Origin of the sequence: Leifsonia sp. NPDC080035, assembly GCF_040050925.1 — a bacterium.
Taxonomy (GTDB): domain Bacteria; phylum Actinomycetota; class Actinomycetes; order Actinomycetales; family Microbacteriaceae; genus Leifsonia.
On record NZ_CP157390.1, the window covers coordinates 3,922,478 to 3,939,648 of the forward strand.

At 69.7% G+C, this 17,171-nt stretch carries 18 protein-coding genes; 4 read left to right on the forward strand and 14 right to left on the reverse strand.

The features are described from left to right. Window positions 1-2 precede the first annotated feature (2 nt). A complete protein-coding gene (locus AAME72_RS18995; protein WP_348788083.1) occupies window positions 3-953 on the reverse strand; it encodes an ROK family glucokinase in 951 nt (316 codons plus the stop codon). A 159-nt stretch (window positions 954-1,112) separates the two neighbouring features. Between AAME72_RS18995 and AAME72_RS19000 the strand changes: the two genes are divergently transcribed. After that, window positions 1,113-2,942, forward strand: a complete 1,830-nt coding sequence (locus tag AAME72_RS19000) for an AMP-dependent synthetase/ligase (RefSeq protein WP_348788084.1) — start codon at window positions 1,113-1,115, stop codon at window positions 2,940-2,942. Window positions 2,943-2,966: 24 nt separating this feature from the next. Here AAME72_RS19000 and AAME72_RS19005 read toward each other — a convergent pair whose 3' ends face one another. The 5 genes from AAME72_RS19005 to AAME72_RS19025 all read right to left on the reverse strand — a co-directional run bounded on the left by AAME72_RS19005 (window position 2,967) and on the right by AAME72_RS19025 (window position 10,184). Beyond that, window positions 2,967-3,803, reverse strand: a complete 837-nt coding sequence (locus AAME72_RS19005; RefSeq protein ID WP_348788085.1) for a hypothetical protein — start codon at window positions 3,801-3,803, stop codon at window positions 2,967-2,969. Window positions 3,804-4,034: 231 nt separating this feature from the next. Further along, entirely contained in the window at window positions 4,035-4,880 is an 846-nt protein-coding gene (locus AAME72_RS19010) for an NAD(P)-dependent oxidoreductase (RefSeq protein WP_348788086.1), read from the reverse strand. A gap of 17 nt (window positions 4,881-4,897) precedes the next feature. Next, window positions 4,898-5,389, reverse strand: coding sequence for a peptide deformylase (gene def, locus AAME72_RS19015; protein ID WP_348788087.1), 492 nt, complete (start codon window positions 5,387-5,389; stop codon window positions 4,898-4,900). 35 nt (window positions 5,390-5,424) lie between these two features. Beyond that, window positions 5,425-6,714, reverse strand: coding sequence for a MinD/ParA family protein (locus tag AAME72_RS19020; RefSeq protein WP_348788088.1), 1,290 nt, complete (start codon window positions 6,712-6,714; stop codon window positions 5,425-5,427). Window positions 6,715-6,779: 65 nt separating this feature from the next. Beyond that, entirely contained in the window at window positions 6,780-10,184 is a 3,405-nt protein-coding gene (locus tag AAME72_RS19025; RefSeq protein WP_348788089.1) for a pyruvate carboxylase, read from the reverse strand. Between the two features lie 70 nt (window positions 10,185-10,254). Here AAME72_RS19025 and AAME72_RS19030 point away from each other — a divergent pair, with 70 nt between their 5' ends. Beyond that, window positions 10,255-11,073: a ParA family protein gene (locus AAME72_RS19030; protein WP_348788090.1), complete on the forward strand. Its 819-nt coding sequence runs from the start codon at window positions 10,255-10,257 to the stop codon at window positions 11,071-11,073. 93 nt (window positions 11,074-11,166) lie between these two features. Here the strand turns inward: AAME72_RS19030 and AAME72_RS19035 are convergent, their stop codons facing one another. The 4 genes from AAME72_RS19035 to AAME72_RS19050 all read right to left on the reverse strand — a co-directional run bounded on the left by AAME72_RS19035 (window position 11,167) and on the right by AAME72_RS19050 (window position 13,695). Beyond that, window positions 11,167-11,718, reverse strand: coding sequence for a MerR family transcriptional regulator (locus AAME72_RS19035; protein ID WP_314146377.1), 552 nt, complete (start codon window positions 11,716-11,718; stop codon window positions 11,167-11,169). A gap of 131 nt (window positions 11,719-11,849) precedes the next feature. Then, window positions 11,850-12,542 (reverse strand): MerR family transcriptional regulator, encoded by a 693-nt coding sequence (locus AAME72_RS19040; RefSeq protein ID WP_348788091.1) that lies wholly within the window; start codon window positions 12,540-12,542, stop codon window positions 11,850-11,852. Window positions 12,543-12,545: 3 nt separating this feature from the next. Next, window positions 12,546-13,073 carry an FHA domain-containing protein gene (locus tag AAME72_RS19045; protein ID WP_348788092.1) on the reverse strand — a complete coding sequence of 176 codons (528 nt, stop codon included), beginning with the start codon at window positions 13,071-13,073 and terminating at the stop codon, window positions 12,546-12,548. Beyond that, a complete protein-coding gene (locus AAME72_RS19050; protein ID WP_348788093.1) occupies window positions 13,066-13,695 on the reverse strand; it encodes a CDP-alcohol phosphatidyltransferase family protein in 630 nt (209 codons plus the stop codon). Before AAME72_RS19050 ends, AAME72_RS19045 begins: the two co-directional genes overlap by 8 nt. 54 nt (window positions 13,696-13,749) lie before the next feature. Between AAME72_RS19050 and AAME72_RS19055 the strand changes: the two genes are divergently transcribed. Further along, on the forward strand, window positions 13,750-14,589 hold the full coding sequence (locus AAME72_RS19055) for a DUF1295 domain-containing protein (protein ID WP_348788094.1): 840 nt from the start codon (window positions 13,750-13,752) through the stop codon (window positions 14,587-14,589). Here AAME72_RS19055 and AAME72_RS19060 read toward each other — a convergent pair. After that, complete coding sequence (locus AAME72_RS19060; protein WP_348788095.1) at window positions 14,511-15,017, reverse strand: hypothetical protein; 507 nt, start codon at window positions 15,015-15,017, stop codon at window positions 14,511-14,513. The genes AAME72_RS19055 and AAME72_RS19060 overlap by 79 nt on opposite strands. Window positions 15,018-15,087: 70 nt before the next feature. Here AAME72_RS19060 and AAME72_RS19065 point away from each other — a divergent pair, with 70 nt between their 5' ends. Beyond that, a complete protein-coding gene (locus AAME72_RS19065) occupies window positions 15,088-15,477 on the forward strand; it encodes a VOC family protein (RefSeq protein WP_348788096.1) in 390 nt (129 codons plus the stop codon). A 19-nt stretch (window positions 15,478-15,496) separates the two neighbouring features. Here the strand turns inward: AAME72_RS19065 and AAME72_RS19070 are convergent, their stop codons facing one another. Genes AAME72_RS19070 through AAME72_RS19080 form a run of 3 tightly spaced genes read right to left on the reverse strand, consistent with a single transcriptional unit; the run spans window position 15,497 to window position 17,134 of the window. Next, window positions 15,497-16,309, reverse strand: a complete 813-nt coding sequence (locus AAME72_RS19070; protein WP_348788097.1) for a DUF72 domain-containing protein — start codon at window positions 16,307-16,309, stop codon at window positions 15,497-15,499. Continuing rightward, complete coding sequence (locus AAME72_RS19075) at window positions 16,309-16,680, reverse strand: S4 domain-containing protein (RefSeq protein ID WP_348788098.1); 372 nt, start codon at window positions 16,678-16,680, stop codon at window positions 16,309-16,311. The genes AAME72_RS19070 and AAME72_RS19075 overlap by 1 nt, the downstream gene beginning before the upstream one ends. A 1-nt stretch (window position 16,681) precedes the next feature. Then, window positions 16,682-17,134, reverse strand: a complete 453-nt coding sequence (locus tag AAME72_RS19080; RefSeq protein ID WP_348788099.1) for a hypothetical protein — start codon at window positions 17,132-17,134, stop codon at window positions 16,682-16,684. Between the last annotated feature and the right edge of the window lie 37 nt (window positions 17,135-17,171).

Here is a 17,171-nt window from a genome sequence, read left to right on the forward strand (position 1 = left end):
GCTCAGAGGGAGGAGGCGTGCAACCGGGCGAGGTCCGCCGCTCCCACGACGCCGGCATCGTTGACGAGCTCGGCGATCTTGAACTCGGGCTCCGGGTGGTAGCCGCGCGCCGGCAGGTTCTCGAGGTAGGCCAGCCGGATCGGCTCCAGCAGCAGCTCCCCCGCCTGTGCCACGCCGCCGCCGAAGACGAACAGCTGCGGGTCGAGCACGGCACCGAGGCTCGCGCAGGCCTGGCCGAGCCAGTCGCCGAGCTGGCGCAGCGCGGCAAGGGCACCGGGGTCGCCCGCCATGATCAGTTCGGAGATGTCCGTGCCGCTCAGGGCGCCCTTGCGGTGCCGCACGTCGGCGAGCTCCTGGCCGATGCCGCCGGCGTCGGCCAGCTCGTTCGCCATCCGCTGCAGGGCGCGGCCGGAGCCGTACTGCTCGATGCAGCCGTGCGCGCCGCAGCCGCAGGGCAGGCCGCCGGGGACGACACGCATGTGCCCCACCTCCGCGCCCGCGCCGAAGCCGCCGCGGAACAGGCGGTCGTTGCTGACGATCGCGCCGCCGACACCCGTGCCGATGGTCAGGATGACCATGTCGCTGACCAGGCGCCCCGCGCCGTAGCGGAACTCGGCCCAGCCGGCGGCGTTGGCGTCGTTCTCGATGAGCACGGGCAGGTCGATGCGCTTCTCGAGCTTCTCGCGGAAGGGCTCGTGCCGCCAGTTGATGTTCGGCGCGTAGTACACGGTCGACTGGGCGGCGTCGATGAACCCTGCCGCGGCGACCCCGGCGCCCGCGATCTGCTCCGGGCCGTCCGAGAGCCGCGTGATCATCTCGACGACGGCGTTCTCGATCTCCTCGGGCCGGGTGGCGTCGGTCGGCACGCGGTCCTCGCGGACGATGGCTCCGAGCTCGTCGACGACGGCCCCCGCGATCTTGGTCCCGCCGATGTCGATTCCGATCGCGTGCACAGGCAGAGCCTTCCTGGGTTGGGCTTGGGGAAGCGGGTGATCCGGTGCGCGGGACCCGACACGGGAGACTCCCTGCCGCACCATCTAGAGTGTAGTTACCCACCCCGGCCGAAGCCATTCGGCCGGGGACGTCCGCCGCCCGGTATCGAGGGAGCTACCGTGAACCAGTTCGAAACATCCGCACTCGTCCCCGCCGACCCGGAGGCCAACGCGACGGACCTGCTCGTGCAGCGGGTCGCCGCCACCCCGGACGCGGCGCTGTTCAGCCTCCCGGACGGTGACGGCTGGCAGGATGTGACGGCCGCCGAGTTCCACCGCCAGGTGATCGCGCTGTCGAAGGGACTCGTCGCCGCGGGCATCCAGCCCGGCGACAAGATCGGCCTGATGTGCAAGACGCGCTACGAGTGGTCGCTGATCGACTTCGCGGTGTGGTTCGCCGGCGCGGTGCTCGTGCCGATCTACGAGACCTCCTCCCCCGCCCAGATCCAGTGGAACATGTCCGACTCCGGCGCGACCGCGGTGATCCTGGAGACGGCCGAGATGTTCTCGCGCTTCGACGAGGTGCACCCCGACCTCCCGCTGATCGACAACGTCTGGCAGCTGCATCTGGGCGACCTGGACAAGCTGGCCGCGTCCGGCGGCGACGTGGCCGACGAGGAGATCGAGCGGCGCCGTAATCTCGCCCGCGGCGAGGACATCGGCACCCTGATCTACACTTCCGGCTCGACCGGACGCCCGAAGGGCTGCGTGCTCACCCACGCCAACTTCGTCGAGCTCTCCCGCAACTCGGCGGAGGCGCTCAAGGAGGTCGTGATGCAGCCGGGCGGCGCATCCACTCTGCTCTTCATCACGACCGCGCACGTCTTCGCCCGGTTCATCGCCGTGCTGTGCGTCACCGCCGGCGTGAAGGTGGGCCACCAGGCCGACACCAAGCAACTGCTCCCCGCGCTCGCGAGCTTCAAGCCGACGTTCCTCCTAGCGGTACCGCGCGTGTTCGAGAAGGTCTACAACTCGGCGGAGCAGAAGGCGGAGGCCGGCGGCAAGGGCAAGATCTTCCGCGCGGCTGCCGACGTGGCCGTCGAGTACTCGAAGGCGCTCGAGGCCGGGTCGGTCCCGTTCGGGCTGAAACTCAAGTTCGCGCTCTACAACCGGCTGGTGTTCGCCAAGCTGCGCGCCGCGATGGGCGGCCGTGTGAAGTACGCGGTGTCCGGTTCGGCGCCGCTCGGCTCTCACCTCGGCCACTTCTTCCACAGCCTCGGCATCAAGGTGCTGGAGGGCTACGGGCTGACCGAGACCACCGCTCCCGCGACCGTGAACCTCCCGGACACGTTCAAGATCGGCACCGTCGGACCGGCTCTCCCCGGTGTCTCGCTGCGCCTCGCCGACGACGGCGAGATCGAGGTCAAGGGCATCAACGTCTTCAAGGAGTACTGGAAGAACCCGGAGGCCACCGCCGCAGCGTTCGACGACGGCTGGTTCCGCACCGGAGACCTCGGGGCCTTCGATTCCGACGGCTTCCTCTCGATCACCGGGCGCAAGAAGGAGATCATCGTCACCGCCGGCGGCAAGAACGTCTCCCCCGCCGCCCTGGAGGACCCGATCCGCGCCAACCCGCTGGTCGGCCAGGTGGTTGTCGTCGGCGACCAGAAGCCGTTCATCTCCGCGCTCATCACGCTGGACACCGAGATGCTGCCGACCTGGCTCGCCAACAACGGCGAGGACAAGGACATGACCCTCGCCGAGGCGAGCGTCAACCCTGCGGTCAACGAGGAGATCCAGCGCGCGATCGACGCCGCCAACCAGGGCGTCTCCCGCGCGGAGAGCATCCGGAAGTTCGTGATCCTCGCCACCGAGCTGACCGAGTCGAGCGGGCACCTGACGCCGAAGCTCAGCATCAAGCGCAACGTCATCCTGTCTGACTTCGCCGACGTGATCGACGGCATCTACAGCGGCAACCCCAAGACGCAGGGCATCTCGCTCGCGTACTAGTGGAGATTTGCGCCAAATGTCGGTTCAGTCATCGCGCTTACCGACATTTGGCGCAAATCGTTGAAGACGCCGCGCGAATGCGGCGTTGTCCTGGAAGAGATCCAGTGACGTGACACGGATCACACGCCAGCCGGCTTCCTCGAGCAGCTCCCGCCGTTCGATGTCGTGGTGCCATTGCCACCGGTCCACGCGGTGACCATCGCCTTCGTACTCGAAGACCACCCGTCCGCGGACTGAGGCGAGGTCGGGATGAATCGTCACGAGGCCGCTATCCACCAGTAGCGGCGGATTCACGTCGAGCTCATCCCAGCCCTGCGCTTCCAAGTAGAGCCGCAGCAGCGTCTCCGGTCGCGAGTCCGCTCCGAATCGGATGCGGGGCAGCGCCCAGGCGCGGGTCGACGCCCCCTTCGTTCGGGCGCTTCGGGCCGACACCGCAGCCAATTCGTCCACCGTCACGAGCGACGGTCGCGAGCGCGCCCCCACGAAATGATCGCCGGCCGCCACAAGGTCACCCCGACCGACCCGCCCGGAAAGCTGGCACCATGCGTGCGCCGGCACGCTGACCGGTATCCCGTCGACGACGGCACCAGTCAGATTCCCCAGGCTGTGGCCGACGATGCCGCGCCCGCGCGGGGCTGTCCTTGGCCTCGCCACCGCCACGTGGAGCGGGTACGGCTGCACGTCAGGCGGTAACGGCACACCGAGGAGGGCAGCCGCCGTCTCATGGCTGAAATAGGCACCGTCGGGCATGACCGGGAGGTACGCCGCGCACAGCTCCCTGATCCCGTTCGGGATCCCCGACGAACTGACCCCGTGGAACGGATGGCGGATGTCGCGTGCTCGCAAGCGCAGCGCGTCCACTCCGTATCGGCGAGCGTCGCGTGGGGTGAAGGGGCCACCGACGAGTTCGGGCGGGAGAGGGCGCGCGTTCCGCATCCCCGTATCGTGGCCCCGTCACCGGCTTCGCGACGTCATCGTCGCGAATCTGTGGAAAGCAATGCTCTCTCCACAGGCCGACTGCCGCGCACATTTGCGCCAAATGTCGGTTACGGCGTGGGCGAAAGCCACATTCGGCACAAATGTGGCCGGGGGTCAGACGTGGTCGCGCCAGGAGTGGGTGGGGGCGTAACCGAGGACGCGACGGGCCTTGTCGATGGAGAGGAGGGTGTCGTTGACGCCGAGCTCGCCCTTCAGCGGCACGCCGGGGAACACCTCCGCGACCAGCTCGGCGTTGGGGCGGCTCATCACCGTGTCGGCCGCGGCGATGATGAAGCGGTCGAAGCCGGTGGTGTCCCACTCCAGCGCCTTCTGGATCGCCTGGGCGCCGTCCCTGGCGTCGATATAACCCCAGAGGTTCCACTTGCGCGCGCGAGCGTCCGCGTCGAACGACGGGAACTCCGCGTAGTCGGCGGGCTCCATCACGTTGGAGAAGCGCAGCGCGACGATCTTCAGCGCGGGATCCCAGCGCACCAGCTCGATGGCCATCTGCTCCTCGAGGTGCTTCACCAGCGAGTACGTCGACTCCGGCCGGGCCGGGTACTCCTCGTCGACGGGGATGTACGGCGGCGGCACGTCGAACGGCAGGCCGAGCACGGTCTCGCTCGACGCGTAGACGATGTTGCGGATGCCCGCGCGCCGCGCGGCCTGGAACACGTTGTAGGTGACCCGGATGTTGTTGTGGAACGTCGCGACATCGCTGAGGATCGCGGGCGCAGGGATGGCCGCCAGGTGCACGATCGCGTCGAAGCCATCGTGCAGGTCGTTCACACCGAGAATCGCGTCGATCGTCTGACCGTAGTCGGTCAGGTCGACGCGCACGAAGCCGGGCCCGCGCTCCCCCGTCGCGTCGAGACTGACGACGGTGTGCCCCGCCGCGCGCAGTTCGCGCACGACCGTGCGTCCGAGCTTTCCTGATCCTCCGGTGACCGCAATGTCCATGCGGGAGAGTCTAGACGTCAGAACCAGTCGCTCTCGCGCACCTGCTTCATCGCCTCGCGGCGGCTGTCCTTGTCGAGCCGGTCGAGGTAGAGCTTCCCGTCGAGGTGGTCCGTCTCGTGCTGCAGCGCCTGCGCCATCACTCCGGTTCCGGAAAGCTCGATGGTCTCGCCGTCGAGGTTCAGGCCGCGCACCCGCGCGAACGGATACCGCGCGGTCTTGAACCAGAGCCCGGGCACCGAGAGGCAGCCCTCGTCCACCAGCTCCGGCTCACCGGACACCTCGATCAGCTCCGGGTTGATGATGTAGCCGACGTCGCCATCCACGTTGTAACTGAACGCCCGCAGGTTCACGCCGATCTGCGGCGCCGCCACGCCCGCGCGACCCGGCGGCAGCACGCTGTCGACCAGGTCCTCGACGAGACCGCGGACACCCTCGTCGATCTCGCCGATCGGCTCGGACGGGGTCTTCAGCACGGGGTCGCCGAACAGGCGGATCTGGCGTTCGGTCACAGGGGTCTCCTCGGGATGGTGCGGTGGATGAGGGCTCAGTCGCGCTCGGCGGGCAGGCCCTCGACGACGAGCGCGGCGAGCGTGCGGGCGGACAGCTTGGTCAGCGGCTTGAGGTCCTTCCAGGACACGACCGAGCCGGCGGCGAGCTGCGGGTCGTACGGGATGCGCACGATCTCGCGCACACGCGACCGGAAATGCGACTCGATCTCCTCCAGCTTGACCAGGTTGGTGCCCTGGGTGGCGGTGTTCAGCGCGACGATGGCGTTCCGGACGAGGTCGCCGTAGCCGTTCGCCTCGAGCCACGTGAGCGTCTCCGACGCCAGCCGGGCCTCGTCGACGCTGCCACCGGAGACGATCACCAGCGAATCGGCGCGCTGCAGGGTGGCGCGCATCACCGAGTGCACGATACCGGTTCCGCAGTCGGTCAGGACGATCGAGTAGAACCGCGCGGTGAGGTCGGCGACCACGTTGTAGTCGTTCTCGTCGAACGCCTCGGAGAGCAGCGGGTCGGTGTCGGAGGCGAGAATGTCGAGGCGGGTCTCGTCGCGCGAGACGAGGGCGGAGAAGTCGGTGAAGCCGTTGATGCTCGCCGCCTTGTGCACGACGTCCCGCACCGTTGCGCGGGTCTGCTTCGGGACGCGCTCGGACAGCGTCCCCCGGTCCGGGTTCGCGTCGATCGCGACGATGCGATCCTCCCGGGCGTCGGCCAGCGCCATCCCGAGCAAGGTGGTCACCGTGGTCTTGCCGACGCCGCCCTTGCGGGTGAGCACCGGGACGAAGCGGGTGCCGCCCTCGAACTGCTTCTGGATGCGGTGGTCGAGCTCCTTGCGCGCCCGCACCTTGGCCGAGTCGCCGAGGTTCACCGTCCGGAAGGTGACGTTGTACACGAACCGCTGCCACGTGCCCTCCGGGCCTGGACGCGTCTTGCGGTTGACCTCCAGGAGCCGGTCGGCGGTCAGCATCGCCGCGGGCTCCGGCTGCGACGCGTGCTCGCCCCGCAGCCGATCCCGGCGGGACTGCCCGCCCGGCAGCGGTGGGATGTCCGCCGCATCACGCCCGTCCTGCTGGATCGGGGTCGAACCGGTGCCGAGCCGCGACGCCATGATCGCCACGGAGGTCGTGGTCGGCTCGATCACCGACTGCACGAAGCCGGGGTCCACGGGGACGTCGTCGATCGCGACGGCGGCCTCGTCCTCCGGGATCTCCTTGGGGGCAGCCGGCGGCAGGTCCACGGCGATCCTCAGCGTCTCGGCGGGCGTGAGCGTCAGCTCGTCGTCCTGAGACGCGAGGTCGCCGCGCTCCGGCTCCTCGGGCTTTTCTGCCACGGGTACGGTCTCCTTCTGCCGCCGCGGGTGGGCGACGGCGACATTGTACGGCCCTAGCGTGTTCGCTACGCGGGCGTGATGACGACCAGCAGGTCGCCGGCGTCCACCTGCTGGGTCTTCGGGATGGCGAGCCGCTCGACCGTGCCGGCGATGGGCGCGGTGATCGCCGCCTCCATCTTCATCGCCTCGATGGAGGCGACGGCCTGGCCCGCGGCGACCGCGTCACCCGGGTTGACCTGCAGCGTGACCACACCGGAGAACGGTGCGGCGATCTGCCCGGGCTTGGCGGTGTCCGCCTTCTCGGCGGCCTTGGTCTCCACGACGATGCTGCGGTCGCGGACGAAGACCGGGCGCAGCTGGCCGTTGAGCGTGGTCATGACGGTGCGCATGCCCTTCTCGTCCGCCTCGCCGATCGCCTCCAGGCCGATGTAGAGCCGCACGCCCTTGCTGAACTCGATGACGTGCTCCGAGCCCTGCTTCAGGCCGTACAGGTAGTCGAGGGAGTCGACGACGGACAGGTCGCCGAAGAGCTCGCGCATCTGTTCGTAGATGCGGGTCGGGGCCGGGAACAGCAGCCGGTTGAGGGTCGCCCTGCGCTCCTCGCTCGACCCCTCCAGCGCCTCGGCGTCCGCGGCGGACAGGTCCTCGACGCCGACCTTCACCGTCTTCCCCGCGAGCACCTTGGTGCGGAACGGCTCCGGCCATCCCCCCGGCAGCTCGCCCAGCTCGCCGGCCATGAAGCCGACGACCGAGTCGGGGATGTCGTAGTTCTGCGGGTTCTCGGCGAAGTCGTCCGGGTCGGCGTGCACAGCGGCGAGGTGCAGGGCGAGGTCGCCGACCACCTTCGACGACGGCGTCACCTTCGGGATGCGACCGAGGATGCGGTTGGCCGCGGCGTACATGTCCTCGACGAGCTCGAAGTCCTCCGCGAGGCCGAGCGCCTTCGCCTGCTGGCGCAGGTTGGAGAGCTGGCCGCCGGGGATCTCGTGCTTATAGACCCGGCCGGTCGGGCCGGGAAGGCCGGACTCGAACGGCGCGTACACGTGGCGCACGGCCTCCCAGTACGGCTCCAGGTCCTCGACGGCGGACAGCGAGATGCCGGTGTCGCGCTCGGTGTGCGCGAGGGCGGCGACGAGCGCCGAAGCGCTGGGCTGGCTGGTGGTGCCGGCCATCGGCGCGCTCGCGACGTCCACCGCGTCCGCTCCGGCGCGCGAGGCCGCGAGCAAGGTCGCGAGCTGGCCGCCAGGGGTGTCGTGCGTGTGCACGTGGACCGGGAGGTCGAAGCGCTCACGGAACGCGGCGACGAGCTTCTCGGCCGCGGCCGGGCGGAGCAGGCCCGCCATGTCCTTGATCGCGAGGATGTGCGCGCCGGAGGCGACGATCTGCTCGGCGAGCCCCAGGTAGTAGTCGAGGGTGTAGAGGTCCTCGGTCGGGTCGAGCAGGTCGCCGGTGTAGCAGACGGCGACCTCGGCGACGGCCGTGCCGGTGGCCAGCACCGACTCGATGGCCGGACGCATCTGCGACACGTCGTTGAGCGCGTCGAAGATGCGGAAGATGTCGACGCCGGTCGCCGCGGCCTCGCGCACGAACGCATCGGTCACCTGCGTCGGGTACGGTGTGTAGCCGACGGTGTTGCGGCCGCGCAGCAGCATCTGGATGTTGATGTTCGGCAGTGCCTCGCGGAGCGCCGCGAGACGCTGCCAGGGGTCCTCGCCGAGGAAGCGCAGCGCGACGTCGTAGGTCGCGCCTCCCCACGCCTCCACCGAGAGCAGCTCCGGCGTCATCCGGGCGACGTACGGCGCAACGGCGAGCAGGTCCTTGGTGCGGACGCGGGTCGCGAGCAGCGACTGGTGCGCATCGCGGAACGTGGTCTCCGTGACCGCCAGCGCGTTCTGCTCGCGGAGCGCCTTGGCGAAGCCCGCGGGACCCAGCTCGAGGAGGCGCTGGCGCGAGCCGGCCGGAGCCGGGACGCTCAGGTCGATGCGCGGCAGCTTCTCCAGCGGCTCCGCCGTCTCCGGGCGGGCGCCGTTCGGCTGGTTGACGGTGACATCGGCGAGCCAGTTCAGGACCTTGGTGCCGCGGTCCTTGGACGCGCGGCCCTTGAACAGCTCCGGACGCTCCTCGATGAAGGAGGTGGAGACGTGGCCGGCGATGAAGTCCGGGTCCTCCATGACCGCCTGCAGGAACGGGATGTTCGTGGCGACGCCGCGCACGCGGAACTCCGCGAGCGCGCGGCGGGCGCGGAGCACCGCGGCCGGGAAGTCGCGGCCGCGGCAGATGAGCTTCGCGAGCATCGAGTCGAAGTGCGGGCTGATCTGCGCGCCGGGGTTGATCGTGCCGCCGTCCAGTCGGATGCCGGCGCCGCCCGGCGAGCGGTAGGTGGTGATCTTGCCGGTGTCCGGCCGGAAGCCGGCGGTCGGGTCCTCGGTGGTGATGCGGCATTGCAGGGCGGCGCCGCGCATGTGCACGGTGTCCTGGCTGAGGCCGAGGTCGGCGAGGCTCTCCCCCGCCGCGATGCGGATCTGCGACTGGACGAGGTCCACGTCGGTGATCTCCTCGGTGACCGTGTGCTCGACCTGGATGCGCGGGTTCATCTCGATGAACACGTGCTGGCCGGCGCGCTCGCCCGCGGTGTCGAGCAGGAACTCGACGGTGCCGGCGTTCTCGTAGTTGATCGACTTGGCGAAGGCGACCGCGTCGCGGTAGAGCGCCTGGCGGATGTCGTCGGAGAGGTTCGGGGCCGGCGCGATCTCGACCACTTTCTGGTGGCGGCGCTGCACCGAGCAGTCGCGCTCGAAGAGGTGCATGGTCTCGCCGTTGCCGTCCGCGAGGACCTGGACCTCGATGTGCCGCGGGCGCAGCACGGCCTGCTCCAGGAACATGGTCGGGTCGCCGAACGCGCTGTCGGCCTCGCGCATGGCCTCCTCGAGCGCGGGACGCAGCTCCTCCTTCGTGTTCACCCGGCGCATTCCGCGGCCGCCGCCACCGGCGACCGCCTTGGCGAAGATCGGGAAGCCGATGTCGTCGGCGCCCGCGAGCAGCTCGTCGATGTCGCGCGAGGGCGGCGTGGACTTCAGCACAGGGACGCCCGCGGCGATCGCGTGCTCCTTCGCTGTGACCTTGTTGCCCGCCATCTCCAGCACCTCGGCGCGCGGGCCGATGAAGGCGATGCCGGCGGCGCGCGCCGCGTCGGCGAGCTCCGGGTTCTCGGAGAGGAAGCCGTAGCCGGGGTAGATCGCGTCGGCGCCGGACTCCTTGGCGACGCGGATGATCTCCTGCACATCCAGGTAGGCGCGCACCGGGTGACCGGGCTCGCCGATCTGGTACGCCTCGTCCGCCTTCAGACGGTGCATCGAGTTGCGGTCTTCGTACGGGAAGACGGCGACGGTCTCCGCGCCCAGCTCATAGGCGGCCCGGAAGGCACGGATGGCGATTTCACCGCGGTTGGCAACGAGGATCTTACGGAACATGCGGACCTTTCGAGCAGGGGTCGACACCACACAGCAAACGGTTAGGTTCTCTAAGACTAGTGAAGGTAACGTGGCTCTCGTGCACGTACTCAGCGTTAGTTCCCTCAAGGGCGGTGTCGGAAAGACCACGGTGACGCTTGGGCTTGCCTCGGCGGCGTTCGCGAAAGGGCTCCGCACCCTGGTGGTCGATCTCGATCCGCAGTCCGACGTCTCCACCGGCATGGACATCCAGGTCGCCGGCCATCTGAACGTCGCGGACGTGCTCGCCTCCCCCAAGGAGAAGATCGTGCGCGCGGCGATCGCGCCCTCCGGCTGGACCAAGGGCCGCAGCGGCAAGATCGACGTGATGATCGGCAGCCCGTCTGCCATCAACTTCGACGGACCGCACCCGAGCATCCGCGACATCTGGAAGCTCGAGGAGGCGCTCGCGAACGTCGAGCACGACTACGAGCTCGTGCTCATCGACTGCGCGCCGTCCCTGAACGCGCTCACCCGCACCGCGTGGGCCGCGAGCGATCGCGTCGCCGTCGTGACGGAGCCCGGCCTGTTCTCGGTGGCGGCCGCCGACCGTGCCCTGCGCGCGATCGAGGAGATCCGCCGCGGACTGTCGCCTCGCCTCCAGCCGCTCGGCATCATCGTGAACCGCGCCCGGGTGCAGTCGCTGGAGCACCAGTTCCGGATCAAGGAGCTGCGCGACATGTTCGGGCCGCTCGTCCTCTCCCCGCAGCTGCCGGAGCGCACGTCGCTGCAGCAGGCCCAGGGCGCGGCGAAGCCGCTGCACGTCTGGCCGGGCGAGAGCGCGCAGGAGATGGCGCACAACTTCGACATGCTGCTGGAGCGGGTCCTGCGCACGGCGAGAATCGGCGAGTACGCGACCGCCGGCTCCTGAGCCCGTCGCGCTCACGCCTCGAGCGGTGAGTCTCTGCGCCTATCCGGCGTGAGTGGCGATGTCATGTCACCACTCGATCGCGAAGAGGGAGGGTCAGGAGGCCTTCGACTTGGCGGCCCGGCGCGCGGCGAGCTCGTCGAGCGAGTCGGCCTGGGTGTCCAGTTCGACGAGCGAAGACTCGACCTCGCGGAGCACCTTGCCGACGGCGATGCCGAAGACGCCCTGGCCGCGGCTGACGAGGTCGATCACCTCGTCGTTGGACGTGCAGAGGTAGACGCTCGCACCGTCGCTCATCAGCGTGGTCTGCGCCAGGTCGTTGACGCCCGCCTCGCGGAGCTGGTTGACGGCCGTGCGGATCTGCTGGAGCGAGATGCCGGTGTCCAGCAGCCGCTTCACGAGCTTCAGGACGAGGATGTCGCGGAAGCCGTACAGGCGCTGCGAGCCGGAGCCGGCCGCTCCGCGAACGGTCGGCTCGACCAGTCCGGTGCGGGCCCAATAGTCGAGCTGGCGGTACGAGATCCCCGCCGCCCGCGCGGCGACCGCACCGCGGTAGCCGTTCGCGTCGTCCATCTCGGGCAGGCCGTCCGTGAACAGCAGCCCGAGATCGTACCGGGCAGCGTCGCTGTCACGACTCAGTTCGCTCATGTGTCTGCCTCTCGCCCGGTTCGCGCGTTGACGCGCCTCGAAAGTGGCGCTTCAACCACGGTACCCATCGCCCGCGCGTCGGGCAACGACATCGGCCCATTCGGCGTCGGCGTGTCGAGCCCTGGTCGCGATCACGGGCGGATGCGCGCGAGCGACGAGCGGATGATGCTGCCGCGGACCACGTCGAGGTGCGCCGCGATCTCCCGCGCCAGCTCGGCGGTCTGCGCCTTCGACGTCACGTCGTTCCGCCGCGCGATCGGCACCAGCGCGGTCTCGATCAGGCCGATCTCGCGCTCGGCGGCGGCGCGGAAGCCGCGCAGGTGGCGCGGCTCGATCCCGCTGCCCGCGAGCTCCGCGAGCGCGCGCAGCACGGTCAGCGCCTCCTCGCCGAAGCGATCGGCCGGAGCGATGAGGGAGGCACTGATCGCCTGCTGCAGCAGTTCCGCGCTCGCCCCCGCCTCGCGCAGCAGCTCGTCGCGGGAGAACCGCCGGCCGGCCGGGAGCATGGAGGCGTTCGTCGCCGTTCCCGGCAGCTGGGGGTTCCTGCCCGCGTCCAGGTCGGCCAGGTAGGTCTTGATGACCTTCAGCGGCAGGTAGTGGTCGCGCTGCATCCCGAGCACGGTGCGCAGCCGCTCGACGTCGGCCGGCGAGAACTTGCGGTAGCCGGACGCGGTGCGCGCGGGCGAGACGAGGCCGCGCTCCTCCAGGAAGCGCAGCTTCGACGACGACAGGTCCGGGAACTCCGGGGTCAGGCGCGCGAGCACCTGGCCGATCGAGAGCAGGGCGGGCGAGGCGGCCTGGGTGCGCGCCGCTTGCCGAGCCACTGACTAGCCGTTCGCCGCGGCGGCGAGGTCTTGGCGGGACGCGTAGAAGGTGAGGCGGAACTTGCCGATCTGCACCTCGGCCGAGTCGGACAGCAGCGCGCTCTCGATGCGGACGCCGTCGTAGTACGTGCCGTTCAGCGAGCCGAGGTCGCGGACCTCGAACGCGGTGCCGCGCCGGGTGAACTCGGCGTGCCGGCGGGATACCGTCACGTCGTCCAGGAAGATGTCGGCGTTCGGGTGCCGGCCGGCGCTCGTCACGTCCGCGTCGAGCAGGAACCGGGCTCCCGTGTTCGGGCCGCGGCGCACGATCAGCAGCGCCGATCCCGACGGCAGGGCGGCGATCGCCTCCTGCTCCTCCGGCGAGATCTCGCCGTCGACCGGGAACATCTTGGACACGAACTCCTCGCCGAAGCGCGCCGTCGTATCCTCGTTCCCCACCGCGGCATCACGCAGGGGGTTGTTCGCGGCGTCGCGATTCCGCGCGTCGTCCCCGGCGTCAGCCGGACCGTTGTTGAATGTCTCGTCAGGCACCGTCAACCTCCTCATGGTCCAGCGTATCGGATCGTGGGCCGCTGTCATCGGCCGGAAGTCTGATCACCCTGGCCGTCTCGCGGATGTAGACGATGCCGGCCCACCAGTAGAGGAATGCGCCCCAGAGCGCGAACGCCCACCCGAGCGGCAGGGAGAAGGGCGCGAGGGCGCCGAACGCCTCGCCCAGCATGAGCAGCGGGAGCGCCCAGAACAGGCAGAACGTCGCCACCTTGCCGAGGTGGTGCACGGGGAGCGGTCCGAAGCCGTGGTTCGCGAGGATGACGCCGAGCACCGCGAGCATGACATCTCGTGCGACGATGACCGCGACCAGCCACCAGGGGATGACCTCGCGCCACGCGAGCCCGATCAGCGCGGCGAAGATGTAGAGCCGGTCGGCTGCGGGGTCGAGGAGCTGACCGAGTCGCGACACCTGGTTCAGACGGCGGGCGAGCCAGCCGTCGAGGAAGTCGGTGATGCTGGACACGACGAGGACGAGGAGCGCGAGCGCATCCTCCCCCACGATCACGAACCCGAGGAACACCGGCACCAGGGCGAGCCGGAAGAAGCTGAGGGCGTTCGGGATCGTCCACACGCGCGAACTGACCGCGCCGACTGAATCCACGTGTCGAGTCTATCGACGCCGCCGACCCATCCCACGCCGGTCCCGCCCTAGGATGTGCGGGTGGAGCCGTTTCTGATCTGTCTCTGGGTGCTCGCCGCCGTCTGCGCGCTGACCTGGGTGCTCTCGCTCATCACGGGCGAGCACTCGTGGGTCGACCGCATCTGGTCCGTCGTGCCGCTCGTCTACGTCTGGATCTTCGCCGGCGCCGCCGGCCTCCAGGATGCGCGCCTGAACCTGATGGCGGCGCTCGTCACGCTGTGGGGCATCCGGCTCACCTTCAACTTCGCCAGGAAGGGCGGCTACGCCCCCGGCGGCGAGGACTACCGCTGGGAGGTGCTCCGCGGCCGGATGAGCCGGGGCGCGTTCGCGGCGTTCAACCTGTTCTTCATCGTGATCTACCAGAACGTGCTGCTGCTGCTCATCACGCTTCCGGCCTGGACGGCGTTCGAGCACCGCACGCCGCTCGGCGCACTCGACGTGGTCTGCGCGGTGCTGTTCCTGGCGTTCCTGGTCGGCGAGACGGTCGCCGATCAGCAGCAGTGGAACTTCCACCAGTGGAAGAAGGCGGAGAAGGCCGCCGGCCGCGAGCCGAGCCCGCGCTTCCTGCAGACCGGGCTGTTCCGCCTCTCGCGGCACCCGAACTTCTTCTTCGAGCAGGCGCAGTGGTGGGTCGTCTTCCTGTTCGGCTGCGTCGCCGCGGGCTCGCTGCTGCAGTGGACCGTGATCGGGCCGCTGCTGCTGACGGGGCTGTTCATCGGCTCCACCGTCTTCACGGAGAGCATCTCGAAGTCGCGCTACCCCGAGTACGCCGAGTATCAGGCGCGCACGTCGCCGATCGTGCCCTGGTTCCCCGGGCGCGGGAACGCGGCGCGCATGTGGTCGGAGTCGAGGTAGTCGGCCACGCCGATCAGGATCAGGCTGAACAGGATCTGCTCACTCACCATCCAGAGCGGGTACAGGCCGGGGATGGCCGCGATGACCAGCGTCACCACCGGGAAGATCTTCGAGAACAGCCGTAGCCGCGAGTACGCCCAGTAGTAGCCCTTCTGTGCGCGCCACGCGAAGTAGAACAAGGTGACGGTCATGCCGAGCACGACGACCGAGCGCATCCACACGGCGAACGGGACGCGCGTGCCGTCGAGCGTGAGCACCGTGGCGACGGCGACCGCGGCGACGCCGATCAGCAGCTCGGCGACGAGCAGCCAGCCGATGACGACGAACGCGCGCCGGGTGCGCGGGTGCGTCGTCCCCTCCTCGGGAACGGTGTAGCCGGCGTGCCGGCCACCCGCGATCCGATCGAGCCGTCTGAGCAGGGAGTCCATGTACTCACGGTAACCCGGGCGACCATATCGGTGCTTCCGCCTTTCGATGGACTGGGGCAGAGTGGGCCGCATGGTCACCGCACGAGACATCTTCAGCGGCTTCAGCGTCGACGACATCGACGCCGCCCGCGACTTCTACCGCGCCACGCTCGGGCTCGACGTCACCGACGGCCCGATGGGCAATCTCGACATCGCCCTGCCGAGCGGCGCGCACGTGTTCGTCTACCCGAAGCCGAACCACGAGCCGGCGAGCTTCACCATCCTGAACCTCGTGGTCGACGACATCGATGCGGCCGTGGACGAGCTGAACGGCAAGGGCGTCGTGACGAAGATCTACGACGACGACGCCTTCCCGACGGATGCGAAGGGCATCGCGCGCGGGAAGTCGGTCGGTCAGGGACCGGACATCGCGTGGTTCCGCGACCCCGCGGGGAACGTGATGTCGGTGCTGCAGGACTGACCGCGGCCGTCCGCGCGACTCAGGCCAGCCGTTCCCGGAGCGCCATCGCGTCGACGGGCGAGCGCACCTTGACGTCGTTGTCGAAGTACGCATAGACGTCGAGGCCGGCCCCCAGCCACTCCCGGATGTCGCCGGCCCAGCGGTCGAGCGCCTCGGGCGTGTAGCCGGAGACGTACAGCTCCTCGTCGCCGTGCAGGCGCACGTAGACGAAGTCGGCCGTCACATCGCGCAGCACGGGATAGCGTCCAGCGGTGTCCGCCACGACAACGGCGACGCCGTGCTCGCGTGCGACCGCCGCGAACGCCGGATCGGTGAAGCTCGGGTGCCTGGCCTCGACCGCGTGCCGGAGCGGGAGGTCGGCGACATCGGCGGCGAAGTCCGTCCTGTCCTCCTCGAGCGAGGTCTCTCGGGCGAGGGCGCGCGCCTCCGCCACCGTCTTCGGGAGCAGGGCGAGGAAGTCGCCCAGTGCCTCCGCGTCCAGCTGGAGGGTCGGCGGCAGCTGCCAGAGCAGCGGCCCGAGCTTCGGGCCGAGTGTCAGCACGCCGGACGCGAAGAAGTTCGCGAGCGCCCCGCGGCAGTTCCGCAGCCGCAGGATGTGCGTGATGTAGCGGCCCCCCTTCACTGCGAAGACGAAGTCCTCCGGAGTGTTCCGCGCCCAGGTGCGGTAGCTCGTCGGGCGCTGCAGGGAGTAGAAGCTGCCGTTGATCTCGATGGAGTCCATCCGCTCGGCCGCGTACTCCAGCTCCGCGCGGTGCGGCAGGCCCTTCGGGTAGAAGACGCCGCGCCAGGGCGCGTACGTCCATCCCGAGATGCCGACGAGCGCCCGCGCCATCAGTGACCCCGGAGGCGCTCGATCAGCCGACGGTCGCGCTTGGTCGGCCGGCCGGCACCGCGCTCGCGCACGACGGTCGCCGGCGCCTCCGTCTTCGGCGGCGGTGGGGGCGTGCGGTCCTCGAAGCAGTCGGCGGCGACGGCGGCTCCGACCCGCTTCACGATGAGGCGCTTGGCGATGTAGATCTTCTCGGATCCGGCGACGAACGCGCGCACCTCATCCCCCACCTTGACGGGCTGGGACGGCTTGGCGCGGTCGCCGTTCACCTTCAGATGGCCTGCCTTGCAGGCGTCGGAGGCCGCGGACCGCGTCTTGAAGAGCCGCACGGCCCATGCCCAGGAGTCGACGCGGACGCTCGAGGGATCCCGCACGTCAGACCGCCGCCTCCTCGGCGAGCTCCGCCTTCCACTTCACCAGGCTGCGCACGGTGCGGCTGCGGTCGGCCGCGAGCTTCTCCATGACATCGGCGGGGACGAAGTAGTTGACGGCGACCCAGCCGCGCACGGTCTCCGACGGGTCGTCGGCGAGCATGCGCAGGATGTCGCACGGCGTCGCCTCGTTCTTGGCGACGCAGCCGCGCACACCGTCGTCGGGGTCCTTCGCGAGGGCGACGAACAGGTCCTCGGGCGTGTTGTAGCTGGAGGCGACCGCCTCGCGGATCTTGGGGTTGGCGTCGGTGGCGAGCAGCCGCAGCCGGCGGATCTTGCTCTCGGTCACCTCGGGCGCCGGGTGCAGCGCGGCGGCCTCCTCGGCGGTGAGCATGGCGGGACGGTGCTCGCGCATGGCCTGACGCTGGGCGGGGGTGTTGAACCGGATGCAGGACATGTCTCCACCGTATTCCCGGATGTGCTCCAAATCGTGG